Origin of the sequence: uncultured Victivallis sp., from assembly GCF_944391105.1 — a bacterium.
GTDB lineage: Bacteria > Verrucomicrobiota > Lentisphaeria > Victivallales > Victivallaceae > Victivallis.
The window spans coordinates 1-24,444 of record NZ_CALXSK010000055.1; the positions used below are offsets into that span (position 1 = coordinate 1).

Annotated in this window: 19 protein-coding genes and 4 tRNA genes; 11 read left to right on the plus strand and 12 right to left on the minus strand. The window is 56.9% G+C overall.

The features are described from left to right. Window positions 1-438, plus strand: a 438-nt coding sequence (locus Q0K10_RS13840) for a hypothetical protein (protein WP_294508111.1), incomplete at its 5' end; no start/stop codon positions are given. Window positions 439-507: 69 nt separating this feature from the next. Here the strand turns inward: Q0K10_RS13840 and Q0K10_RS13845 are convergent. Genes Q0K10_RS13845 through hisI form a run of 3 tightly spaced genes read right to left on the minus strand, consistent with a single transcriptional unit; the run spans window position 508 to window position 4,141 of the window. Beyond that, on the minus strand, window positions 508-1,659 hold the full coding sequence (locus Q0K10_RS13845; protein WP_294508114.1) for a redoxin domain-containing protein: 1,152 nt from the start codon (window positions 1,657-1,659) through the stop codon (window positions 508-510). Beyond that, window positions 1,656-3,761 (minus strand): D-alanine--D-alanine ligase, encoded by a 2,106-nt coding sequence (locus tag Q0K10_RS13850; RefSeq protein WP_294508116.1) that lies wholly within the window; start codon window positions 3,759-3,761, stop codon window positions 1,656-1,658. Before Q0K10_RS13850 ends, Q0K10_RS13845 begins: the two co-directional genes overlap by 4 nt. Before the next feature lie 2 nt (window positions 3,762-3,763). Further along, on the minus strand, window positions 3,764-4,141 hold the full coding sequence (hisI, locus tag Q0K10_RS13855) for a phosphoribosyl-AMP cyclohydrolase (protein ID WP_294508118.1): 378 nt from the start codon (window positions 4,139-4,141) through the stop codon (window positions 3,764-3,766). A 216-nt stretch (window positions 4,142-4,357) separates the two neighbouring features. On the opposite strand from hisI, the gene Q0K10_RS13860 reads away from it, so the two are divergent. Together Q0K10_RS13860 and Q0K10_RS13865 are read left to right on the plus strand one after the other, a co-directional pair. Then, a tRNA-Val gene (locus tag Q0K10_RS13860) sits at window positions 4,358-4,434 on the plus strand. A gap of 30 nt (window positions 4,435-4,464) precedes the next feature. Further along, window positions 4,465-4,541: transfer RNA gene (locus Q0K10_RS13865), tRNA-Val, on the plus strand. Window positions 4,542-4,737: 196 nt separating this feature from the next. Here Q0K10_RS13865 and Q0K10_RS13870 read toward each other — a convergent pair. Both Q0K10_RS13870 and Q0K10_RS13875 read right to left on the minus strand, forming a co-directional pair. Beyond that, on the minus strand, window positions 4,738-6,594 hold the full coding sequence (locus Q0K10_RS13870) for an FAD-dependent oxidoreductase (protein WP_294508120.1): 1,857 nt from the start codon (window positions 6,592-6,594) through the stop codon (window positions 4,738-4,740). 3 nt (window positions 6,595-6,597) lie between these two features. Continuing rightward, window positions 6,598-7,401, minus strand: a complete 804-nt coding sequence (locus Q0K10_RS13875) for a hypothetical protein (RefSeq protein ID WP_294508122.1) — start codon at window positions 7,399-7,401, stop codon at window positions 6,598-6,600. Window positions 7,402-7,703: 302 nt separating this feature from the next. Here Q0K10_RS13875 and eda point away from each other — a divergent pair, with 302 nt between their 5' ends. The 4 genes from eda (at window position 7,704) to Q0K10_RS13895 (ending at window position 11,685) form a co-directional block, all read left to right on the plus strand. Next, the gene (gene eda, locus Q0K10_RS13880; protein ID WP_294508124.1) at window positions 7,704-8,360 is read left to right on the plus strand and encodes a bifunctional 4-hydroxy-2-oxoglutarate aldolase/2-dehydro-3-deoxy-phosphogluconate aldolase; all 657 of its coding nucleotides are present in this window, start codon (window positions 7,704-7,706) and stop codon (window positions 8,358-8,360) included. Between the two features lie 3 nt (window positions 8,361-8,363). After that, window positions 8,364-9,458 (plus strand): sugar kinase, encoded by a 1,095-nt coding sequence (locus tag Q0K10_RS13885; RefSeq protein ID WP_294508126.1) that lies wholly within the window; start codon window positions 8,364-8,366, stop codon window positions 9,456-9,458. A gap of 27 nt (window positions 9,459-9,485) precedes the next feature. Then, window positions 9,486-11,063 carry a DUF1570 domain-containing protein gene (locus tag Q0K10_RS13890; protein ID WP_294508128.1) on the plus strand — a complete coding sequence of 526 codons (1,578 nt, stop codon included), beginning with the start codon at window positions 9,486-9,488 and terminating at the stop codon, window positions 11,061-11,063. 85 nt (window positions 11,064-11,148) lie between these two features. Continuing rightward, window positions 11,149-11,685: a DUF2062 domain-containing protein gene (locus Q0K10_RS13895; protein ID WP_294508130.1), complete on the plus strand. Its 537-nt coding sequence runs from the start codon at window positions 11,149-11,151 to the stop codon at window positions 11,683-11,685. A 12-nt stretch (window positions 11,686-11,697) separates the two neighbouring features. Here the strand turns inward: Q0K10_RS13895 and Q0K10_RS13900 are convergent, their stop codons facing one another. Continuing rightward, complete coding sequence (locus Q0K10_RS13900) at window positions 11,698-12,699, minus strand: LacI family DNA-binding transcriptional regulator (RefSeq protein ID WP_294508132.1); 1,002 nt, start codon at window positions 12,697-12,699, stop codon at window positions 11,698-11,700. A 153-nt stretch (window positions 12,700-12,852) separates the two neighbouring features. On the opposite strand from Q0K10_RS13900, the gene Q0K10_RS13905 reads away from it, so the two are divergent. Next, the gene (locus Q0K10_RS13905; RefSeq protein ID WP_294508135.1) at window positions 12,853-13,755 is read left to right on the plus strand and encodes a dihydrodipicolinate synthase family protein; all 903 of its coding nucleotides are present in this window, start codon (window positions 12,853-12,855) and stop codon (window positions 13,753-13,755) included. Further along, a complete protein-coding gene (locus Q0K10_RS13910) occupies window positions 13,736-14,914 on the plus strand; it encodes a hypothetical protein (protein WP_294508137.1) in 1,179 nt (392 codons plus the stop codon). Before Q0K10_RS13905 ends, Q0K10_RS13910 begins: the two co-directional genes overlap by 20 nt. Window positions 14,915-14,927: 13 nt before the next feature. On the opposite strand, the gene Q0K10_RS13915 is transcribed toward Q0K10_RS13910, so the two are convergent. Further along, window positions 14,928-15,968: a glycosyltransferase family 9 protein gene (locus Q0K10_RS13915; protein ID WP_294508139.1), complete on the minus strand. Its 1,041-nt coding sequence runs from the start codon at window positions 15,966-15,968 to the stop codon at window positions 14,928-14,930. 248 nt (window positions 15,969-16,216) lie between these two features. Here Q0K10_RS13915 and Q0K10_RS13920 point away from each other — a divergent pair. Continuing rightward, window positions 16,217-16,300 (plus strand) — tRNA-Leu (locus tag Q0K10_RS13920). Between the two features lie 1,292 nt (window positions 16,301-17,592). Here Q0K10_RS13920 and Q0K10_RS13925 read toward each other — a convergent pair. The 5 genes from Q0K10_RS13925 to Q0K10_RS13945 all read right to left on the minus strand — a co-directional run bounded on the left by Q0K10_RS13925 (window position 17,593) and on the right by Q0K10_RS13945 (window position 24,050). Continuing rightward, window positions 17,593-18,195, minus strand: a complete 603-nt coding sequence (locus Q0K10_RS13925) for a hypothetical protein (protein ID WP_294508142.1) — start codon at window positions 18,193-18,195, stop codon at window positions 17,593-17,595. Window positions 18,196-19,096: 901 nt separating this feature from the next. Beyond that, entirely contained in the window at window positions 19,097-21,301 is a 2,205-nt protein-coding gene (locus Q0K10_RS13930) for an AAA family ATPase (RefSeq protein ID WP_294508143.1), read from the minus strand. Then, on the minus strand, window positions 21,298-21,621 hold the full coding sequence (locus tag Q0K10_RS13935) for a helix-turn-helix domain-containing protein (RefSeq protein WP_294508145.1): 324 nt from the start codon (window positions 21,619-21,621) through the stop codon (window positions 21,298-21,300). The genes Q0K10_RS13930 and Q0K10_RS13935 overlap by 4 nt, the downstream gene beginning before the upstream one ends. Window positions 21,622-21,855: 234 nt before the next feature. Next, window positions 21,856-22,650: a hypothetical protein gene (locus tag Q0K10_RS13940; RefSeq protein WP_294508147.1), complete on the minus strand. Its 795-nt coding sequence runs from the start codon at window positions 22,648-22,650 to the stop codon at window positions 21,856-21,858. A gap of 2 nt (window positions 22,651-22,652) precedes the next feature. Then, window positions 22,653-24,050: a site-specific integrase gene (locus Q0K10_RS13945; protein WP_294508149.1), complete on the minus strand. Its 1,398-nt coding sequence runs from the start codon at window positions 24,048-24,050 to the stop codon at window positions 22,653-22,655. 83 nt (window positions 24,051-24,133) lie between these two features. Here Q0K10_RS13945 and Q0K10_RS13950 point away from each other — a divergent pair. Beyond that, window positions 24,134-24,235 (plus strand) — tRNA-Leu (locus tag Q0K10_RS13950). Window positions 24,236-24,444: the final 209 nt, after the last annotated feature.

Consider the following 24,444-nt stretch of genomic DNA (forward strand, 5'->3'; position numbering starts at 1 on the left):
GCGTCGAATGGAACGTCGGGCGGCGGAGCATCGAATGGATCGTCGGGCGGTGGAGCGTCGAATGGAACGTCGGGCGGAAGGCCGGGGGCTTCCGGGAGCGGTGCTCGAGGAGGGAAGGGGGAATTGTCGGAACAGCTTCAGGCGAGGAACTCTTCACAACAACGTACTCTTTCCGATAATCGGAAAATTCTGTGGGAAAAGACGAAGCGCGAGGTTCGCAAACTGATCCGTTTTCCCCGTTGTTCCTTTGCCGAATTCGGGGTGAGGGGAACCGGAATCACCCGGCTGTCGGATGGCGTATACCAGATTACCGGCCTTGCCGTGGTTGCCGACTCCCGGGGCGAAGAGGTCTGTCTGGAGTATTCCTGCGAAGTTTTGTTTCGCGGGGAAGCATTTCTCTTGCGTTCGGCGCATTTCACCGAGCGGGACCGGCTGTGAGGGAGGCGGTCCGCTTCGCCGGGGGGGAGCGAAGTGTCGGCCCGTCCCCCGGCGCGCGTTACTTTCCGGCTACTGGATCTGGCGTGAGATCACAAGCACCTTGTTGTAGTAAATGACGTAGGATTTCGCCTTTTCGAATTCCGGCGTTCCCTTGAGCAGAACCATCGCCTCTTTGGCCACTTCGAGCGCCTTGTCGGGGCGTCCGCAGTAGTAGAGGCTGCGGGCATACTCCCCGATGACGAATCCCTTTTCGCGGTCATTCTTAAATTTCGGGGCGTTGTAGGCGGCCCGGCAGAGTTTGTAGGCGTTTTCGAGCCGGAGCTGTTCGACGGGCTGATTCATCTCCTGCTGGGCGAACTTGACGAGCATGATCGGTTGATCGGCGAAGGTCTGGATGATGCGGTCGAACCATTTGGTCAGGTCGCTCCAGCGCTGTTCGTCGCGCAGGACGATAACGCCCATTTCATGGAGTTTGAGGTTCTTCGGGTCGCGCTTGATGTTCTCATCGAGAAATTCAAGTGCCTCGTCGGGTTTGTTGAGAAGCGTGGCGAGCAGCCGGGTTTTGAGGGAGATGAGCTCCATGTTGTCCGGATAGGTGACGAGTTCCGTGTTCAGGAGTTTGAGCACGGTCGGGTAATCCCGGATCTTCATTGCATCCATGACGGACTGGGAAAAGAGTTCCCGTTCGATGTTCTGTTTGAGATCGTATTTCCCGCTGATGATCTCATTGAGGGCCGCCTCCAGCACCGCCGGGGAGCCGCGCCAGACGAGGACTCCCTCCTTGTTGATGACGGCGGCCATCGGAATTCGGTCCCGTTCGCGCATATAGAGGTTTACGCTGTTGAGCCGGTCATCGGCCGCGACGGGGAAGGGGAGCTCCTTGAGACGCATGAATTCGCTGATCGACTTCGCCGAATCGATTCCGATGCCGAGAAAGGCGACGTCCTTTTTTTCGAACTCCTTCGAGAGTCTGGCGACTTCGGGGAAGAATTTTGTCCCCTGTTCACTGATCGTCCAGAAGAAGAGCACCACAAACTTCTTCCCTTTGTAATCGGCGAGTTTGGTCGGCTTGCCCTGCGGCCAGGTGACGACGTCGAGTTCCGGCGCGACCGATCCGGTGGCGGCGGCTGTTTTGCCGGGCGTCTCCGGAGCCGCGTAAGCTCCGCAGAGAAGAGCGGACGCGGCCAGTGCCGCCGCGAGGAAACGTGGGAATTTTGTCATTTTCTTTTCTCCAGAAAGTTGAACCATTTGAAAATCCATTCCGCACAGAGCAGAAAGAGTCCGTTGACCACCAGAATCCACGCCCCAGGAACCCCCGTGGGAATCCCCTGGAGACCGCAGGCCAGAATCGGCACGGCACAGAGCACGAGCGCGAGCCGGAACAGCCACCGGCAGAGCTTGAGCAGCGTCGGATTCGGTTTCGACCCCGGATGAACCATCGGCGAAACGGCTGCTCGGGGCGCTTCTGCCGCAGCCGGCGCCGGGCGTTTGAGCGCGGCATATACGAGCGTTGAAGTCATGCGCTCGAAGCTCACTCCCGAGACGCGTGACGATTTCGGAACAAGGCTTGTCGCCGTGCAGCCGGGCAGAGAGTTCCCTTCGAGCATGTAGGGAACATCGTCCTCCTTCCCGACGATGAAGTCGACGCGCAAAATATCGCGGCAGCCTGCGCCGAGATAGAAGGCGAGGGCCGCGTCCGAGGCGCGCTTGACCGTTTCGGGCGAAAGTGTCCGGACCGGGCAGAAATATTCGGTGTGGCCGTCCTTGTAGACATATTTCGCATCGTAGTCGTAGAAGCCGTGCGGACTTTTGATCTCAATTGCCGGGAGGACGCGCCCGTTTACGATCGGCACGGTGATCTCCACGCCGTCGATGTACTCTTCGACGAGGATTTCCGGAGCGAACTTCAGCTCTTTTGCGAGCGCCTTCTCCCAGTCTGCGGCGGATTCGACCTTCTGGATGCCGATGGTCGACCCCTCCATCGGGGCCTTCAGAATAACCGGATAACGCATGGTTTCCGGGAGGTCCGGGTGCTCCTTCGAAACGATGCCCCACTTCGCGGTGGGCAGACCGAAGCGGTTCATCAGCCGCTTGCTTGCGATCTTGTCCATCACGAGCAGACTCGCCTTGCTGCCGGAGCCGACGAAACGCAGCGAATTCTCTTCGAACACCTTCTGGATTTCTCCGTCCTCGCCGAATCCGCCGTGAAGCACGGGATAGACCACGTCCGCTTCTCGCATCCCGGGATAGAGGCGGCACTCCTTCACATCTGTGAGCGTGACGAAGAATCCGGCATTGCGCAATGCGCGCGCAACGGCGTCACCGCTCTTGAGGGAGATTTCGCGTTCACTGGAGGTCCCGCCGTAGAGAACGTTGACTTTCGGCGGACAGGCGGAGGCGAATACCCGCTTCTCCGACTCCGGATTGAGAAATTTCACCTCGGGGAGCAGGTAAAATCCGTGCCGTTCCGCGACCGCGCGGCGCATGACCGAGAGGAGTTCGACGTACTCTGCTTCACTTGCCGTTCCGGTGTTGACGACATAGTTCGCATGTTCCGCCGCGATTTTAAGGCTGCCCAGCTGGAAGTTGCGCAGGCCGCACTCGTCGATGAGCCGACCGGCCGGATCAAGTTCAGAGACGTTGCGGAAGGTGCATCCGGCGCTGCGGCCGGCCGGTTCGCGGCGCCGACGTTCAAGCACTTCGGCTTCGATCGCGGCAAGTTCGGAAGCGGGGTCCGCCGCCGGGAGTTTGAGAACGGCGCGTGTGATGACGACATCATCCGGAATCGAACTGTGTCGATAGCTCCACTCGATGCTGGAACCTTCAGATTGATAAGCTGTTCCGTCCATGTGGAATCCGGTGATCCCGATGACGGCGTTTCCGATCTGCGCACCGGATGCTCCCGCGTTCATGCGCAGCGCTCCGCCGAGGGTGCCGGGAATGCCGGAGAGCGGTGCGAGACCGCCGAATCCCGCTTCCGCCGCGCGGCGGGCGAGGTCCGGGAGTCTCATGCGCGCGCCCGCGCACACACCCGTTTCATTCGTTTCAAAACCGGAAAATCCTTCGCGCGAAAGGCGTACTCCGAGCATCGGGCAGGGGGCGTCCATTCCGACGAGATTGGTTCCGCCGCCGAGGATGAAGACGGGGAGGGCGTGTTTCGAACAAAATGCGAGGAGCGTGGACAGCTCTGTTTCGTCGGACACTTCCGCGAGAAACGGCAAACTTGTGCCGATGCCGAGGGTGGTGAGTTCCGCATACGGCACATCCGTGCGGATGTTCAACTCCGGAAATTCGTTGCGGAGGAGTTCCATTTTCGTTTTCATGATCATTTCCCATATACGGTTGCGGGGTCGAAAAGGGCAGGGGCGATTTCGACCAGGGAGCCGGATTCGACTTTGCGGTAGAAGCAGCTGCGGTGGCCGGTGTGACAGGCAACGCCGCCCTTTTGTTCGACTTTGAAGATCACGCAATCGCAATCGCAGTCGACGAGGATTTCGCGAACAAGCTGAACGTTGCCGGATTCCTCCCCTTTGCGCCAGAGCTTGTTGCGGCTGCGGGAAAAGTAGACGGCGCGGCCGGTGGCGAGGGTTTCCTCCCACGCTTCGCGGTTGATATAGGCCATCATCAGGACGGTCCCGTCGCCGGCGTCCTGCGCGATTGCCGGGATCAGGCCGCCGGATTTTTCGAAATCGAGTTCGATCACCTTATGCCTCATATTGTTGATTGGGTTACGGACAACATCCTTATAATGTGCCCCGCAAAACATGGTTTTGCAAGCTCCCGCGCATGAAAAACCGCAGGAAAAGCATACTGCGCGTGAGCCGTCTGATCTGAGCGTAAAAAAATGAAATTTTTCTGCAATTGAGCTTGCAAAAGCCGAAAATCGGGCCTATATTAAAAAATGTTGATCCCGGAAATCGGGCGTATAGCTCAGTTGGTTAGAGCGCCACGTTGACATCGTGGAGGTCACAGATTCGAGTTCTGTTACGCCCACCATTTTTCTGAGGAGTTCAACATACCCCGTTCGGGCGTATAGCTCAGTTGGTTAGAGCGCCACGTTGACATCGTGGAGGTCACAGATTCGAGTTCTGTTACGCCCACCATTTTTCTTTGCGTTATTTATTTGCTGTTTTCGCTCCGGCAGATTTGGAATGGCGTTTTTTTGATCGAAAGAGTTTCGGGATCTGCCGCTGGAGATCTTCAGGAAATGTGGCCGACATTTTCCGCCACTCCGATCGAATGAACCGCTTCCCGCGACGGAGGTGCGTTCTGCTCCGTCGCGGGTCTGCTGGATTGGCGTTATGACTCGAGGCTCTTGAGCAGCCGCTGTTCGCGCCGGCTCAGGGGTTCGACGGCGAGGCGTTCCGCGAGGTGGTTCGGAATTCCCCACTCCTTGAACTTCACGGCGGTCACGGCACGGAAGAGATTGTGCATCGGTTCGTGTCTGGCCTGACTGTGAATCAGGGTGTTTCGGAAGAGAACCGGCAGCCGGAAATCCTCCGCTTCGAGGATCGGCAGCAACCCGTCCGCAATTTCCCGTCGCACCTCAGGGAAACGTTCCCCGAGCGTCAGAAGTCCACGCCAGGCAAAGGAGAACGTCTGGAAATCCGCCAGGCGCTCGCGTCCGAGTTCAAGCAGGAGCTTCGCATCGGAAGCCTCACCGACCCGGCCGAGCAGATAAGCCTCGGGCAGCAGGCGCGGGTAGTTGTGGCTGCGGCTCGTCAACGGGATGAATTCATCCCGGGCAAGCAGACATTTCCGGAGTACGCGCGCAGCCGCCTTCTCTCCGGCGATCGCAAGTGCGATCGCCGCGTTTGCCGCGCCATTTTCATCTGCGCCGTCAAGCATCGCCAGCAGAGTCTCACGGGACTCGTCGAGATGGTGCGCGGCATACCAGATCGCTTCGCCTGGCTTGGCGGTGCTGAGCTCTTCGCGCCAGGTTTCAACCGGGAAACGGCACTCCGGCAGGATCGATTCATCCAGACAGCCGGAAGCGCGCACGCGTTTTTCCAGCTCGTCGCGGTTGGTTTCGCGCACATCGGATCTGCCGTCCTGAATCGCGAGAGCGGCGGCGATTCCGGCGATTTCACCGGTTTTCTGCATGCAGCGCTGCATGCGCATGAGTGTCGCGGTCAGATGATCGACGCAGACTGCGCGCCCGACCACAAGCAGATTGCGGAAGTTCTTCACGGTCATGATTTCCAGCGGGATCGGCGCAATCATATTCTTGCCCCAGAGGCTTGTCGCGATCATCCAGTCGCGTGCGGTGTCATCTTCAAATGCCCAGTCGAGCGAGTGGCTGTCGAAGTTGCTGTACGCGTAGCTGAACGGACGCTCCTTCCAGCTCCGGTTGATGACCTCCATGGCTGTCAGCATATGGTCGCATTCGATGAGTCGTCCCTCGCGGTGACCCGGCAGCTGCGTGAGATAGTAGAGCCGGGCGGGATCCCGATTCCACGGCGGCGGGAAGCAGTGCAGCGAATTCGAATCGAGAATCGCGCGGTTCAACTCCTTCGCGTCGGCGGAGGTCGTGAAGCCCGCATCGAAATTTGCGCTCGCAAAGCGCGTCCCCTCGCGGAATACCCGGACACTGGAAAACGGCTGCGCCTGACCGTCGGAGTTCCGTCCTTCGTGGAAAGCCGCTCCCGCCAGCGCGCAGACGTCCCCGTTTCCGGTCCCGTCGATGAGAACGCGGCAGCCGATGTCGAAGACTCCTTCCGGCGTGATTGCGCGGACGCCGCGGACGGTTGTTCCGTCGTCATCGAGCCAGACTGCGCAGATATTCGAGTCATAGTGAAGTTCGACTCCTGCTGCGAGCAGTTCACGTTCGAGGGTGATTCCCTTCGCGTCGGGATGGAAGCAGCCGCCTTCGATAAATGCCTGAGCCCGCAGCTGCTGTGCGGCACTGTCGGTTTTTTCGAAGCGGCCGCCGGGAAGTCCGTAGTAATAACTTGCGATTCCTCCGGATGTTGCTGAACCCCCGGGAAAATTGAGCTTTTCGATGGCGCATGTTTTTACGCCGGTTTCTGCCGCGGCGATGGCGGCAACGGCACCGGCGGTTCCGAGTCCCGCCACAACGACGTCAAATTCGCGTTCGAACGACGGAACTTCCTTTTGGCGAACCGGCTGCTGATGGATCATTTCACATTTGAACATGATTTATTTCCTCCCGAAGCGGATGCCTGCGTCGATTGCGAGCAGAGGATTGGCGAAACGGGCGCTGTTGAGGAACCAATGGTTCGGCGCAAAACTCTGCTCGTCCGACTCCAATTCCAGGGCGCGCTGTCTGGCGATCATTGCGATTTTGTTGAGTTTGAAGAAGATTTCGCGTCTCGAATTCCATGCTCTGAGGAGTTTTTCGCGTGATGCCGGCCAGCTTTCGCCGGGTTCGACCGGCACGGTGAAGAAAAGCTCATCGTCGGTTCGACCGGGGCGCATCGAGCCGACGACGGGGTGCCACAGCGCCATCATCTCTGCCGCGTTCGGAGCAATCGCGACCGCGGTGAGGCTTGCTGCTTTGCAGTTCGCGCGGCCGAAAGCCGGATTCGAACGGCATTCCGGAGTTGTGTCGATGATGCGCTCCGCATGGATCTCCTCGCTGCCGTCGGCGTCGAAAAGCGTGACCGTGAATCCGTTTCCTTCCGGGCGGATCGCGGCGATTTCCGTCCAGAGTCTGAACTGTGCGGTGTACGGCAGCAGCGCCTTGTAGAGGAACGGCGCAAGCATTGCCGCATCGCTTCGTTCGCCGTTGATTCCGCCGCGATCGTCAAGTGTGCGGAAAAATTCGCGCGCTTCGGCCGAGTGCAGCTCGCTCTTCCAGTTTGAGGTGGAGCGGAAGGTGTCGAAGTATTCCGCACCGACGATCGCCCCGCGGTCGACGATGAGGGTCGAACTGCGACCGGAGAGTGCGACTCCGGCGCTCCAGCATCCGGCACCGATGACAAGTGTGTCGTAAGTGACCATTTGTGACTCCTTTGAGATGGTTGCCCAGTTCGCTTCTCAACAAATATAATCCCCTTTGAAACGATTTCAATAGTGAAACGCATTTTGCGTGAATTTTGAGATGCGCCCCTTGAAAACGGACGCCGGTTCCGCACCGTCCGAAAATTTCCCCGGTCCCGCCGCCGAAGGATGGATCAGCGCTTCATTCCGGGAAAAATCTGCGGGGAAAAACTTGCATAATCCGGTATGTCGGATATATTTTTAAATATGGAGATCGACGCCGTTTCCGACGGCTTCATAATTTGAAAACAAGGAGTTTCAAAATGAGTTTTTCAATGGTTTGTGACCAGGTTCTCACACAGCTCGGGAAGATCCGGATCGTACCGGTTCTCGTGCTGAACGATCTCGATTCCGGCATGAAGATGTGCGAAGTCCTCGTCGAATGCGGATTGCCCGCGGCGGAAATCACATTCCGGACGCAGGCCGCTCCCGCAATCATCAAGGCTGCGTCGGAGCGGTTCCCGGAACTCTATCTCGGGGCGGGAACGATCCTGAACGTCGCGGATCTGAAACGTGCGTTCGATGCGGGCGCAAAGTTCGCGGTCGCACCGGGTTTCAACCCGACCGTGGTGCGCGCCGCCGTCGAGAACCATGTCGCTTTCGCTCCCGGAGTCTGCACCCCTTCGGAGGTCGAGCAGGCCATGGAATTCGGCTGTCGTTTCCTCAAATTCTTCCCGGCTGAGGCCGCGGGCGGCACGAAGATGCTCAAATCGATCATTGCGCCGTACAAACACCTCGGCGTGCGTTTCATGCCGACTGGCGGCGTGACGACCGCGAACGTCATGGAATATCTGGCGATCAAGGAGGTCGCCGCGGTCGGCGGAACCTGGCTCGGGAAAGCCGATGACATCGCCGCCGGAAACTGGGAGAAAATCCGCGACATTGTCAAACAGGCCGTTGCACTCAAGGAGGGGAAATAAATCATGCTTGCCTACAGAAAACCGGAAGAGTGCCGTTTTGATGAAGTCAGCCTCGGCGAAATCATGCTCCGTTTTGATCCGGGCGAGGGGCGGGTTCACACCGCCCGCCAGTTCACGGTCTGGGAGGGGGGCGGCGAATACAACGTCGCGCGCGGGCTGCGCCGCTGTTTCGGACTGCGCACCGCGGTCGTGACCGCTTTTGCCGACAATCCGGTCGGGCGTCTGGTAGAGGATTTCATTCTTCAGGGGGGAGTTGCGACCGATTTCGTGAAGTGGGTCCCGTATGACGGCATCGGACGGACCGTGCGCAACGGGTTGAATTTCGTCGAACGCGGCTTCGGCTGCCGCGGCGCAAAGAGCTGTTCCGACCGCGGCAACACGGCGGTTTCGCAGCTGAAGGCCGGCGACATCGACTGGGAGTACATCTTCGGGAAGTGCGGCGTGCGCCACTTCCACACGGGCGGAATCTTCGCCGCGCTTTCGGATACGACGCCGGATGTGGTGATCGAGGCGCTGAAAGCCGCGAAAAAACACGGGACTGTCACAAGTTACGATTTGAACTACCGGCCGAGCCTCTGGAAGGCGATCGGCGGAGTTGAGCGCGCCCGCAGCGTGAACCGCGAAATTGCGAAATACGTCGATGTGATGATCGGCAACGAGGAGGATTTCACCGCCTGTCTCGGGCTGGAGGTCAAGGGGGTCGACGCGAATCTCTCGAAGCTGGATACGGCCAGTTTCCGCGCGATGATCGAGGAGGCCGTGAAGCTCTACCCGAACTTCCAGGTCGTCGCCACGACGCTTCGCGCGGTCAAGAGCGCGAGTTGCAACGACTGGGGCGCGATCGCCTGGAAGGACGGCAAATTCGCCGAGGCGGTGAACCGGCCGAACCTCGAGATTTTCGACCGGGTTGGCGGCGGTGACAGCTTCGCTTCCGGGCTGATCTACGGACTCATGACCACGGGAGACGCGGATTACGCCGTGAACTGCGGAGCGGCTCACGGGGCACTGGCGATGACTACGCCCGGGGACACCTCGATGGCGACTTTCGACGAGGTGCAGAAGCTCATGAAGGGCGGTGGCGCCCGCGTCGACCGCTGACGATTCCGACCGGAGCCTGGAGCGCGTATGATCGGAAGGGTCGGGGTGATGGTTGCGGCGCTGGCGATCGCTTTTCCGGCGGTCGCCGCGTCGCTGTCGCTGGGCGGCCCGGTATCGCTGCCGTCGGTCGGACTGCGTTTCCGGGTTTTCCGGGATATGAAGCCGATGCCGCTGCCCATGCCTGCGATCCGGGCCGAGCGGCGCGATGACGGAGCGAAACTTCTGCTGAATCGCGAGTACTGGCTTTTCCACCAGACTGCCGGCCTGTGGTACAACGAAAATTGTGCAATCCAGGTCGGGACGGTTCTGTATCCGCCGCTGGCGGGACCGGAATTCAAAACGGAAGGGGAACTTGCCGCCGCGCTCAAGAAGCCGGAGCAGCCGCTTTCGGCGGAACGGCTCAAAACGTGGGTGCAGGACTTCACGCAGACTGGAGTGAAGGCGGTAAAGCCTTTCCCGCAATCTCTTTACGGATGCCGGGCGACGGTGTACGAATTGGAGGAGACCGCCGGGGAGGAGCGAATCGCCTATCTGCTCATGCCGAACAACGATCCTTCGCGGCAGGTGCTGTTCTATTTCCGGATCGGGAAGGAGCAGGCGGGGGAGCGGGCCGACCGTGTGATCCGCCAGGCGCTCGGATCCGTGCAGTTTCTGAAACCGAGGGTGGAGCGCGTGTCTCTGGCCGAGAGCCGCAGGAAGAAGGGGACGCCCGAGTTTGAAGCCTCCCGCAACCGGGTGATTCAAAGCATCCGCAACCTGGATGACTGGTGGTATGTCGATACGGAGAACTATATTTTCGTCTCGAACCAGACCGACCGGCGCGCGATGACGCGGCTGCGGACGGAGCTGGAACATGCGCGCGAGGTGTTCGAGGCGTGTTTCCCGCTGCGCAAACCGATGCAGTCGGTCAGCGTGGTACGGATCTTCAACAAGCGCGAAGAGTATCTGGAGTATGTCGGCGGAGAGATGCAGTGGTCGGGCGGTCTCTGGTCTCCGGCCCGGCGCGAACTGGTCATTTCGCCGCTCGACCGGCGTGTGCGCGATTCGATGCAGAAGATGATCATGCGGCAGGTCGCGTTTCACGAAGGGTTTCATCAGTATCTCTTCTTTGCGACGGGCGAGGCGCAGGCGGACATGTGGTACAACGAGGGAACCGCGCAGTTTTTCGAGGGAATCGAGTTCCGCACCGGGCAGGGGGTTGTGTCGTTGCCGCAGCAGAGCGAGAAGGCGCTTGTCGCTCTGTTCGAGAAAGATAGAATTCACGACGTCAGCGCGCTTGTGAAGATGGACCGTGCGGCTTTCTACGGAGATAACCGTGAGGTGAATTACCTTCTGGCGCAGGCGCTGGTTTACTATCTCTGGAAGGGGGCTCCGGTTGCGGACAGGCCGGAATACGCCGAGATTCCGCTGCGCTATTACGACAAGCTCGTCGAGACGAAGGATCCCGCAGCTGCGAACGCCGCCGCATGGGAGGGGGTCGACATGGCGGTTCTGGCGAAGGAGCTGAGCCGTTTCTGGAACGATTCGAATCTGATCCGCGAATCCATCCGTTACCGGATTCCGTCGCCGCGGACAGCGGGGACGGGCATCGCGGGGAAGCGTTAGGGAAAAGTTTCTCCTGCGGCTTGTTATTTTCGGGAATCGGGCTATATTACCCTTGTCCCCGGGAATCGCGGGAGAAAGGAGATCCATGGCGTTCAACCTGAGACGGAAACTGATATACTTCTACGCGAAGATCGTTCGCGCGGAAGGCACTCCCACTTACATTGCCCGCGGCTGGGCGCTCGGGATGTTCATCGGCTGCGTGATTCCGATGTCGGCGCAGCTTCTGATTTCAATTCCGCTTTCATTTGCGTTGCGATGTTCGAAAATCGGGGCGACGCTCGGGACGTTCATCACCAATCCGGTGACGGTCATCTTCATCTATCCGGCGCAGTGCTGGGTCGGGAACAAAATCATCGGCGGAAGCCTTACCTGGGAGGCGACGAAGAAGGCTGCGCATGATCTGATGAAACTCGATATCAGCGGGTTTCTGCATCTGGGTGGAGATTTGATCGCTTCGTTTTTTGTCGGCGGCTTTCTGCTGGCTGCGGTGTGTACGCCGCTGACCTACTTCGGCGTCTACCATCTGGTACTGCGCTACCGGAGGATCAAGGAGGCGCTGAAGGCCAAACGGCGCGAAAAAATTGCCGCAACCGCGGAAAAAGAGAAGGACAAAGCGGTTTAGAAGTTCGCTTTTTTATTCTCCAGGAACGAGTTGCGGGGTGACGATGACTGCGATGTGATCGGCGCGGGGCTCTTCTCCGGAAATGCGTCGCATCAGCTCATTGAGCGCGAGTTCCGCGAGCATGCGCGGTCCGAGATCGATCGAGGCGGGGCGTGGATAGATTCCCGCGAAAAATTCGGGCGTGTGGTTGCAGGAGACGAGCCGGGGGCGAACCGCGATGCCCCGGCGGACGAACACCCGGCAGAGCAATGCGGTCATCCGCTCCTCGGGGGAGAAAAGTCCGTCGATTTCCCCCGATTGAATGGCCGGAAGCGCCTGTTCCAGAGTGCGTTCGAATTCCGCGTCGGAGAGGGATTCAAATCCGCGGACTTCCTGAGGGATGGAGAGTTCGATGGTTTCGCACGACGCTTCCGCCGCGAAGAGTTCGAACCGGAAGCCGGAAACCCTGCCGGCGAATCCGGGATTTTCGCTTGATGTGGAGAGCACGGCGCACCGTTTGCAGCCGCTGTCGCGCAGATAGCGTGCGGCGATGCGCCCGGCGAATTCGTTGCCCATAAATGTGGTCTGATCGGCACCGCTCCCGCGGTGGCTGTTGAGCCGGAGGTGTGGTATCCGTTTCAGCACTGCGGCCAGTTCCGGAGAATCGGCTTCGTGGCCGAAGAGCAGTAGACCGGCAAGTTCGCCGCGCAGGTGACGCGCTTCGAGTTCCAGTGGCAGTGTTTCGGGCGGCAGCAGCAGCAGATTCCACCGTCGCGGCATCCGGGAGGAGAGGACGCTCAGTTTCTGCAGAACCGTATGGGCGTCGCAGACCGGATTCGGCGGCAGCAGAACGCCGATGCTGCTTCGGCGTGCGGCGGAACGCCGGGCGGTGCGCGGATCGTTGAGCTGTTCAAGCGCGGCCAGGACGCGTTCGCGTTTGTCCGGAGCGACGGCGCCGGAGCCGTTCAGGACGCGGGAGACGGTGGCGGGAGAGACCCCCGCAAGCCGTCCGATCTCTTTAACTGTATGTGTCATGGTTGTTTCTCCGATTGGAATGAAGATAGTATAGAAACGTTTCAGAAATATTTCAACTCCCGTTTCGCAGATTTTTCCCGAAAAAGTTGCCGTTTCGATTTTTTCGTGGTATACTCAAGAGAAGATGAGAGTGAAAAACACAGGAAAATCGAGATGGAAAACGGAAAAATTCAAGGGATCGTGGTGCCGCTGGTGACGCCGCTCTCCTCGCCGGACCGGGTTGACGAAGCGGCAGTGGAACGTATGGTGGAGCATGTGATTGCCGGCGGAGTTCATGCGATCTTCATTCTGGGGTCGACGGGCGAGGGGCCCGCGTTGACCGGGGAAGAGCAGAGACGCATGATCCGCATCAGCGCGAAGGCGGTACGGGGACGCGTTCCGCTGCTGGCGGGGATTTCGGGGGCCTCGGCGGCTTCGGCCGTGGAACTCGGGCGATTTGCCGCGTCGGAGGGGGCGGATGCGGTTGTTGCGGCGGTGCCGTGCTATTTTCCGCCGGACCGGGCGGAGATTATGGCGTATTACCAGTTGCTTGTGCGGGAGATTCCGCTGCCGCTTTTCGTCTACAACATGCCGGGACTGACCCATGTTTCACTGGATCTCGATACGGTGTGCCGTCTTGCGGAACTTCCTGGAATTTCGGGATACAAGGACAGTTCCGGTGATCTGGAATCGTTCCGGGCGGCGGTGAAGCGTCTCGGAGCCCGCTCCGGCTTCTCTTTGCTCATCGGGCCGGAAGAGCTGACGGCCGCAGCGGTCGCCATGGGCGGGGATGGCGGCGTGAACGGCGGGGCAAATCTCTGTCCGGAACTTTATGTCGGAGTTTACGAAGCTGTGAAATCCGGGGCTGTTGAAAAGGCGGAACAGCTTCAGCGGAAAGTGCTTGATGCGGTTCGTTCCTACGGCTCTCCCGCAACGGCGACGGGAGTGGTCCGGCGTCTCAAATATGAACTTGCCCGCAGGGGATTCATTCAAAACATCCTTGCGTCTCCCTCGTTGCCGATGAGGGAGGAGATGCAGGAAAAAACAGGAGAGTGTTATGCAGCTGATTGCCGATGAGAAGATTCTGTTTGAATCACCGTATCCGGAGGACGTATTCTGCTATACGCCGTCACTCTGCCGTGGATTCGGCGGGCGGATTCTGGCGGGATTCGATCTGGGCGGACCGGGAACGGCACGCCTGGAAGGAGTCCGTTCGGATTCCGGTGATTATGAAAGCGGAAATCAGTTCCGGATTCTGCTTTCTGACGATGATGGCGTGAGCTGGCGGGAAAGTTCCACGCGTCTGCCGATGCTGCACGTGATGCTGTTTCGCGCAGGGAATGCGCTGTACGCGCTTGGACAGAGCGGGCGGCTCGTCATCAGCCGCAGCTGTGACAATGGAGAAAGCTGGTCGGAGGTTTCGGTGCTCGACTCTGATCACATGTGGCACCAGAGCGCCGGGCGGATCGACTTCCGGAACGGGAATGTCTATGCGGTTTATGAGCAGCGGATTCCGAATGCGCCGTGGCCGGGCGTTTCTCCTGTGCTGATGTCGGCGCGGGAAGAGGCGGATCTGCGTGAGCCGGCGAACTGGAGGTTTTCGGAACCGTTTCGGGCGGAGGCGTTGTTTGCGGAACAGGGAATTCGTCATTTCTTCGCGGACGGAACCGTCGGCGTGCTTGAAACGAATGTAATTCGCATTTATGACCCGAATCATCTTTACTACGATCCCGAGGATCGAACCGTTCTGCTGCTCATGCGCGCCGAGACCGGACTGGGCAACGTCGGCGCAGTGCTCAAAGGAATCGATCTGCCGGACGGAACGCTGCGGATCGAGCCGCTTCGCACGCCTCGCGGAGAAAAACTCTTTCTTCTGCCGTTTCCCGGTGGACAGATCAAATTCCATCTCGACTACGACCCGGTTTCGCAGCTCTACTGGATGATTTCAAGTCCGAAGCTCGATGGTTTCCGGGCGCCGGGAGCTCCCTGGTTCGAGGCGTGCGGAGAACGGCGTCGGCTTGAACTTTTGTGTTCCCGCAACGGCCTGGAGTTTCGGAGCGTCGGGGTGGTGGCGGAAGGGGAGGGCAAACTCGATTCGCGCCACTACGCGAGTCTGCTGTTCGACGGCGACGATCTGCTTGTTTTCGCCCGCTCGGGGGATGAGCGCGCGAGAAACCTGCATGACGGAAATCTGCTGACTCTTCACAGAGTAAAAAACTTCCGAACATTGGCGTAATGGAGCCGGGAAATCAGCGGGAACGTTTTTTTCGAGCGCGTCCCGCCTGTTTCCGGCGGAAGAATTCCCATTCCGTTTTCATGCGGTCGAAAGGTTTGCGCAGCAGCTCCGCAAGGCGGACGCCGGGATTGCGGCGCATGGACTTGATCTGATGAATCAGGCAGAACCGGTCACATTCGGCACCGCTCATCGGCGAGCCTGCCAGAAGTCGGGATGCCGCTTCCCGCACGAGCGGAAAGGGAACACGGGCCGCGGGGAGGTCGTAAAGCCGAACCAGGTTGCAGCCGATTCCGGCAGCGTACCGTCCGGAATAGGGAATGTATTCCGGATGGTTGCGCAACTTGCCTGTGACAATGATGCCGAAAACCCCTGTTGCGTTGGCGATATGTCCGAACCCGCTGTCCACTCCGACAAATCCGGTTGCGCCCGAGATGATCCGGGCGGCAGTCTGCAGACTGATTTGCCCGGTCATATCCAGAAAGCCGGGCGTGTGAATTGACAGAACTGGTTCCATTCCGATCTCGACCACGCTTTGTCCGGTCGAGAGAATGAACTTTGCGAGTCGTTGCCACTGTTTTTCCGGCCACTGTCTGTTTTTTCCGCGTGAGGCGCAGTGAAACACGACATATTTCTCCGGAAGCTGCGGCATGGCGACTTCCGGCGCAAAGTAAAATCGCGGGGTTTCGTCAGGAACTTCCAGCCCCGCGGTTGTGGTGAACTGGTGCAGAAGAGAGGTGAACACCGCCTGCTTCTGCTTCGGAGCATCCGGGCGGCGGAAATTGAATTCGAAAGAGATGGTTCCCTCCGGGAGTTCCTCTTTGAGTTTCAGATACTCTTCCGCTGAAGAGACTGGAACGATCTCGTCGATGAACGGAGCGAACTGAAACAGTTCCACATACTGGGGGCGGGTGTACCAGCGAAGTTTTCGTGTCGGATGTTGTTCCCGCAGAAATCGATAGGCCGGTTCCGTCGCCACGATGTCTCCGAGACGACCCAGTTGGCAGACGGTCAGGAGCGGTTTGCCGGCGTTGAAAGTTGTGTTCGGGTTTTGCATTGACGCTCTCCGGAGTGAATGCGAAATTGATTGATGACCTCGATTTCCGGTAACGGTTCGGAAAATCCTGTCATAATATAGCACTTGCGAGATTCCGTGTCAATGCGAAACCACTTTCCGGCAAGGTTGCGTGCGACGGGGATCCGATCATCGCCGAGGAACCTCCGGATTGGAATCATTTTCATTTTTTTTGTGAATGGGACTGGAAAAAGCGTCCGACCCCGACTATTTTAAGCAGCGTCGATCCAGCCCGGATGGCGGAATGGCAGACGCAGCAGACTTAAAATCTGCAGCCGAAAGGTGTACGGGTTCGAGTCCCGTTCCGGGTACCAGTTGAAAATCAATGAGTTGCGACGAATCGCCGCGACTCTTCTTTTTTTTGCCCTGTTTTCGCGTTTGAGCTCAAGTTTCCTTATGATTCTCAAAATAACCGGATAAAAACCGGATATAAATTTGGGGTCTGCTGCAAGTCTGCTGCGCCTCAAAAAACAAGAAAAAAACGCCTCCATCATCGTTGCAAAAAGCGGAATAACCGGATAAAAACGCCGAAATAACCGGATAAAACGGGGCAGGGGGGTAATGTCGAAGAAAAAGACGTTTACATGGCGCCACCAACATAATGGTGCAAGCGCCTGATAATCGGCGACGTGAGTTTTATTCACCTCATCAAGCGCCGTCAACAAAATTGTGGACGGTACGGATTTTGCCATGCTCAAAAATGAGCGCGGGCGCCAGAGCTGACTTCAGAAATTCTGAATCCGCCCAAGCGCTCGCCAAAATTGGCGACGGTACCCCCCGGTGCTCCACAAATTTATGGAGCAGCCGCTTCTCTTTCAGTCAATCCAAAATTGGATTTTTTGAAGTCCAGCCATAACTTCAAGAATCCAGCCGCCCCAAAATTCGGGGCGTGATCGTATGAATGATTTACATCGGCTCAAAATTGAGCTTACGCCCTTGATAAAATTGTCAATGGCACGCTCGAGCCAAAATTGGCCGGAGCTTTCGCCGTTTTAACATTTTTGTTAGCGGCCCCGGCTTTACAGACCTGATCCGACGAATTGTCAGACTAGTTCCCGAATCGGGTTATAAACGGGCGACCACATGCCGCGCAAAGGCGACGGCGGTTCCCGTTGGCATAAGTGTTGGTTATCGGGTGGCGGTCGGAAACGTTCCCGCAATGCGGGCAGCGGATTCCGGCGTATACCACCGACGGCAGCCGCTTCCGTCTCATCCGTTTGGGTTGTTCCGGCGTTCTCTCTGCAATCGTACTGGCTTCTTTCTTACGCATTTCTTACCCTTTCTTCTCGTTAATACATCCTCGCGTTTCATAATTTCGTGAAACGGGCGGCGTTTTAACAAGTTTGTTAAAATGGGGGGCGGCCATGGCTTTTTGATAAATTTGTCAAAAAGAGTATCATCTCGCCCCCGTCCTATGGGTTTTGATTTCACAAAAACATGAAACCAATTCACCCCGCGCCCATGGATTCAGTTCTCCGCCAAGGGTACGCAGAAAACGCGTATCCCAATTCCCCCCGCGCCCATCGCTATTTATGGGGCACTCTTTCGGGCGGTCAAAGGGGATAGCGTTTCACGCCCCCCCCCCTTGCCTCTCGCTGTTTATGGGTTACTCTTCCTGCCACGGCCAGAGCGCGGAAAGAATGTTAATCAGCTCTTTCTCTCCCTCGCTTAACGGCGTGTGCAGATTGAAAAGTATCGCCTTGAATCGCCAAGGGGGGCAATACTCCATCCCTTGAAGAATACACATCCGCCGGACAATAAGCGTATTGTCTTGGCTGCAATGCGCCGGTACAGGAATTTCTTTCCGCGTGTAACCCCTGATCTCTTCATCTGATTTTTTAAGGGCTTCGCTATTCCTTGCCAGCAGATTACGCAAGCATCCACTATACTCCTGCCGCTCCGGGGTGAACGTCCGCAAATATTCGGCAATCAATTCCGGCAGGGTGACACCCCGGCGGGCGGCTTCCTGCTCTCCAAGGGCGATCAATTCCGGCGCAATACCGTCAAAAATCGCCGCATTGCCACTTCTGGCGCGACTTTCGGTATCGGGCTGGTCATTGCTCGCGTTTCCGGCTTCGACGATTTGAGGGCCGTTTCCGGCGATTTTACCAGCGGGCACAATTTTGTGCTTGCTGGCGGCACGGTGTCCACGATGTTTCCCGCGCTTCCGGCTTTTCTTCCCGCCAGCAGATACGTGCCGGGGCTGCATTCCCCCTTTTTGCTGGTTCCCGGTGGATTCCGGCGCGACTTGTGACGCGGGTAAGGTGATTGTACCCGGCGACGCTTCCCCCCCCGTTAAAATTGACGGCGGCACTGGTGGCGGTTGAGTTGGTGTTACTCATGGGCTGATTCTCCCGGCCCCGAAATGAAAAAGCCGCCTTGCGGTCGGTGGAATCAGCACCTTGCAGGACGGCACCACCCGTTACCTGCTTCACGCAAAACGGCAAAACTTCGGGACACAAAAAAAGTTTCATGTTAACGCCTCGGGGTTGGTGCCCCTTGAAACGCTCGGCGGCTGCGGCTGATTCTCGCAACGCTTGGAATATAGCACCACGGCGGGAGCATGTCAAGCACCAGCCGGGAAAACCTGTGAAAAACCGTTCTTGCTCCATAACGCACTATTTTTCCTCGATTTCGTCGTTGTAAGGTGGTTTCGACCCGGGACCAGAAGGACCCGACCGGGGGGGGCCGCCCCCCCCCTCCTCGGCCCCGTCACTTTTCCGGCACTTGTCCGACGCGGGGCGACACATCCGCCGGGGCTGCATCCGTTCACTTTCTTATGACTGGCCGCCGGTATTCATCTCCGGCGTGGAATATGCGGCCTCATATCTCCACGGGGGAGGCTGCTACGGCTTTGCGGCATTTGGCTGTGACGGTTTTCCCTGATCTGTTTCGGTGTTATGCTGGTGATCTTCTCCACGGGGAAAATGATCCGATGTGATGGTTCCGATATGACTTCTGGTTTCTTCACTTCTGTTCCCTTTGATTTTGCGTTGGGGAGATTAAAATTCTAATCGCCCCAAAAGTTTTATATACCCCCCTTAAAGGGGGAGTATATAATATAAAACTTGGGGCGATTGATTTTCTCTAATCTCCCCTAATCGCCCCAATCAATCACCCCAAACTTGGGGCGATTGAAAAAACTCCATTTGCTCCGGCGGGGGAGCCGGTTTTTCGATCATCTTTTTAATGCCGGGAATCGTTTTTTCTTCCTTGGTGGGTTCCCGCTCTATGATGAAGCCATTTTCAATACAAATGGCCAGAATCGTTTCAAGTCGGCTTTTGTTGGTGGTTATCCCTCGGCCTATGATCGCGCGGCGGAAATCTGCCGCGGTCATGCTTTCGCCGGGTTTGAGAATTTCTGCGGCGCGGGTGGCGTCATCCAGCAGACGGCGGCGTTTGTCATTTTCTCTTTGTGCTGCCCGCGCTTCTGGTGTAACCGCTTCCGACGGGGCGGCCAGTTCCGGCGGGGCGTCAAGTTCTTCCCAGTAGATGGCACGGTCGCACCAGCGGAGATATTTTGCTTCCTTATCCCAGCCAAGCCGACGCCCTCTTTTGGGTGCGGACAATTTGAAAAAGAAGTTGCCGCTTTGGTCTTTGAAGCGTTCCAGTACAAGCGCAAATCTGGCCCAGTTGATAATCTCGGCGCTCCCGTGATAATTATATGCCTGATTAAAGTTTTCATTCAGTAATACCCCTTTGCTTGATTTCGCCATGTGATGGACGAAAAGAGCGGCCACATTATAATGTTTCAGGAGCGGGTTAATCTGGTTCCGGAGGAATCGGCTGACTTTTTCTTGATTGGAAAGGTCGCACCCGGCAAATGCAAATAGCGGGTCACAGATGATAAGGTCGATTCCCGGTTCCAAAACCTCTTCTAACATGTGTACAAAATTATCTCCGGCGTGAGTTGAATCACTGATGATCCTTACCGCTTCCTTTGCTGCATCAATCTGCGGAATTGCCAGCAGCTCAATGTTGGCAGCTCCCCAGCATACGCCGGTAATTTCTTCCTGCAAGTCTCTTTCGTCATTTTCGGCTTGAATGAGAAGTATTTTAAGGGGGCGCGTCGGGTACAGGCCGAAGCACGGCAACCCGGCACCCCAATGCAAGCATAACTGCATGACAAGAGAACTTTTCCCGCATCCGGTTTCCGCTGCCAATACACCCGCGCCCCCCTTGCAGATAAAGCGGTTTTTTATCAGTTCATTCGGATCGCTCGGCCCCTCTGCGTTAATTTTTTCCTGAAGTTCCCGGAGTGTGACGGCTTGCGCAATCGTTTCTTCCGGTTCCAGTTGGTTTTCTTCCTTGGTGATCCATTCTTTCAGGGCCTCGCGCCCGTTTTGCCGTAAAAGGGAGTTGACATCATGAAAGCCCGGCAGCATTATGGTGGTCTTGCATTTCTTCCCAGCTGCTGACAATTTTTCCTTGAGTGCGTCGGCTGATTTTATGCCGTGTTCGTCCAAATCTCCAACCGCAATAAAGCCCGGTGCTTGTGAAGCGGTGGCCAACTGGATAAATGTACCCGGTTCATTCAAACCGGTACAAGCCACGCCCCCCGCATCGATGATGGAAAGGGCGTCTATCTGCCCCTCACATACGAAAACAGGGCGGGTATTCTGTTGCAGTGCCACAGCGTTGAAAACAGGCTTTTTCCCCTTGGGATTATCGTACTTGGCGCCGTGTCCGTCGGTTTCTTGGTCAATGAAGCGCCGGACACAATATACCTCTCCCGGATATGGGATAATTGCGGCGCGGTCTGCGGGATCGAATCCAAGGCGAAACGCGGTAACGGTTTCAGGAGACAAACCCCGATGTTCGCAAAAATATGCAAAGGTTTCCTCCTTGTTCTGTTCCGTATCATTGATATAGCTGCGGATTGCCTCCGGGTCTCCATTTTTTGCCTGATTCCAACTTACGCCCCCAGCAGGAGGCGGGGAGGGGCGGAAATTACCGGAAGAAAGCGGCAAAACTCCAAAAGAGTTGCCTTGAAACATAACAGGGGAGGGGCACATAGCGGCTTGCTGCGTCCGCGGCGGTTCTGCCGGAGGGAAATACTTTCCGCTGCTGCTTGCCAGTTTCCGGAGCAGTCCCGCCGCGCCGTCCGGGTTTCCGGAGAGGGAAAGGCTATTCCAAGCCGTGCGGCAGTCTGCGGCGTTGTATTTCTGCGGAGCGGTGGCGCTCCATTGGTCGAACGTCTCAAAATCTCCCCCGGCAGATTTGAAAGCTCCGCCAATGTTGATCCATTCGGTGCGGTCGCAATCGGCAGACAACGCAAAAAGATATTGCTTGATTAAGGCTTGATCGTGCATCATGCTTCTTTCTCCGCTGTTCCGTTATCGAGCAACTCCCTGACACTTGCGGGGTCGATCCGGACAACGCGCGGCCCGATCTTGACGCGCCGGAGAAGCCCGGTATTCATGTACCGGTTTACGCTGTTCAAACTGACGGAAAGCAGCGCGGCGGCCTCCTTGCGCGTCAAAGGCTTCTCCGCGATTGAGGCGGCTGGCTGTCCCGCGTCATGGCTTTTCAACGCGGCAAGTAGTCCCTGTGGCGTAAGTTCCGGGATGAATGGTTGAAGCATTCCGGTAGCGGCGGCAAGGATTGCGGGGGTTATTTTCTGTTTGATCTGCATTTGGAAACTCCTTTTTTATCGCGCCCGGTCACTCGGTAAACGCGATTCCGGAAAGAGCCTCCAAGGTTGCCGCAGGGCTTTTTTTAAAGTTGTCTTTTCTTCCTCAAAATTCTTTACTTATTGCCGGTTTTCTTTCCTGTTTCTTTCCGGTTTTCAGTGCGTAAAAAAAGGCCTCATGCAATCAAGCATGGAGCCTTGAAAAACATCCGGCTATCATTGCCGGAATCAGCCCTGTTAATCTTCTTCCTCTCTATATTTCCTTGCGTTTTCGATTTCTTTCCGCACCGCCTTTGCCATCCGGTCTTGCAGTCTCCCATGTTGAGCACGCATTTTCATTTCTACGGCGGTTACATCTCTTCCAGGGTACCAGTCCGGCGCCTTGGTTGCTCCGGAATCCCAATTCCTGATTGTTTTTTCCGTAACGCCGCAACAGGAGGCGGCTTCCGCTTGCGTCAACTTCGGGCGCTTGGGGAGAGTCTTATTACCCTTAATTAAGTTGGCAAGCGATTGCCGTTCTTTGATGGCCTGTTGAAAACATTCAGCGTTCTTTTTACCCATTTCGTCCAACAGTTTAAATATATCGTCCAACTCTCGGGTGTTTCCCTTGGCATGTTCCAGTTCTTTGGCCTTGGCATATATTTTATCGCATATTTCCTGCCTCTCTTTGAGCATTTTTAAAAACATCATATCCGAATCAAGGGAACAGGAAAGATTATAGCTGTCACAAGCAAAAATCAAATCCAATGCAGCAAGTGCCATACTGTCGATAAACACGGCTTGCTTTGTTGTCGGAAGTGTTCCGGTGTTGCTTGGTAAAGTCAATTCCTTTTTGTGTAGCCTCTCCCATGCCATTATAAATTCCCGTGCACACTTTGCAACTTTCGCTTTGTCCTCCGATATGCTTTGGGCGAAATTCGGTTCATCGGATAAGGGTTTGTAATCATCACCGGTTAACCATGGAATCAAATCGGCCATTTCTCTATGGATTTCCATGTGTTGTAGATAAAAATAACTATTTTGATCTTTCATGGTTACGCCCTCCGTATATGGTTCAAAATCTCTCTAACCTCTTCAATCGGCAGAGTATCCGCCAGACGTCGAAGCGCGGCACGTTCCGGAGCGTCTCCGGCAGCCGGGGCGACTTCTTCCGCGTCGGCAATGGGAAGTTGCAGCGCGGCGGCATATTTGACGGCGGCGCGGTCGCTGATCTTCGTATAGTGTTCGGTCATGGCAGGGCTGGCGTGTCCGGCGTTCCGTTGAATGACGGCGGCAGGGGTTCCGGCTTCGGCGTTGTGGCTGATGTAGGAGTACCGGAGAGAATGAAAGCCGACTTCCACCACAGCGCGGCAACCGCTTTTGACGGTGCCGCCGGTCTCGGGATCGGTGGTGGTTTGTACCCCGGTACCGGCGCGGTGTGTTTCGATTCCGCAATCATGAAAATGTTTTAGAATCTGTCTGGTGATTTGGTGATTCCCTTTATCGAGATACTTTTCCGCGAATTGCGGCAGCAGATAGCCGACGCGCTCGGGCTCTGGAACGGCGGCCAGCATCTGGAATAAATAGGGCGGAATCCCGATTTTTACGGCGGCTTGCGTCTTGTCCTTGACCGTGTGCGCGGTCTTGCGCGGTACGCGCTCGATTACGCCCCGCAGCAAGTCAATTTCCCGCCATTGCAAAGTACAGCAATCGCCAAGCCGCAGCCCGGTAAAATAGCCCAATGCCACCAGAAGCCGCATCTCTCCGGCGGCGCGGTCGATCAATCGGGCGATTTGCTCGACGGTCAACGGCTTCTTGCTGTTGTACTCGGGGGCGGCGCGGTCGATATCGCGAAAAGGGTTTTCGGAAGTGATCTTGCCCGCATTGGCCAAGGTCTGGAAAAAGCAGTTGAAAAACTGCAAATACTTGTTAAATGTGCCCGGCGCGCCCTCCTGCCTGATCTGCTCCATGAAAGCGGCGGCAATCTCGGGGGTTACGTCGGAAAGCAGCCGGGCGGCGGGGGAATGTTCATTTATCCAGCCGGAAAAGCGGTCGTAATAGCTCCGGTAATTGGCTGCGGTGGTATGTCGGGGAATGGCGTCGGCGGGGAAACGCTTGCAACTGGCGGGGCGCTTGGGGCAACTCATGAAGAGCCGCCAGCCGTCGGCGATGGTGGCGCGACTGTTCAGCAACATTGCGGCGGCGTCTGCGGCGGCCTGTTCCGCGTCCTGCAAGTCATTTTTCAGCGTCCGGAGTTGTTCGGCCTTATTGGTTTCGTGAATCCGTGCAAGAAGTCTATTTGCTGCGGCCTGTGCCTCTTTTTCTCTGGTGATGGGTTTCCCGTCGGGGTTGAGCAGCCGGGTTCTGGTGTCCTTGCCCCCGAATTGATACCGGATGTACCAGAAGCCCCGCGTTCCCGCCTTGTAGAGCTTGCCGGTTGTTTTCTTTGCCATTGATCCGCCCTTTGGTCTTTATGGTTTCTCATTGTTTTTCATGTTACTAAGATAGCATCGAAAAAGGGCGTTTCAAGGCGTTAACCGGATAAAAACCGGCAAAATTTTAAATTTTACGCTCAATGCAGCAGACTTAAAATCTGCCGGAAAACTCCTTGCGGGTTCGAGTCCCGCTCCGGGTACCAATTTTACGCCCGGAAACGCCCTTTGAGGTACCACTGAGTACCACTCGAAAATTTCTCATACCCCTGTTTTCGGCTTTCTCCGGCTTCGGACGATACCGGCAATTACCGGCACATTTTCTGCAGTTATTCTTTGCCACAGAAACTTTTAACAAAGAGGTTCTTCTGTGGCTAAGAAATCGTTACGCTTGAGCGTCGGGTCGATTTTCACC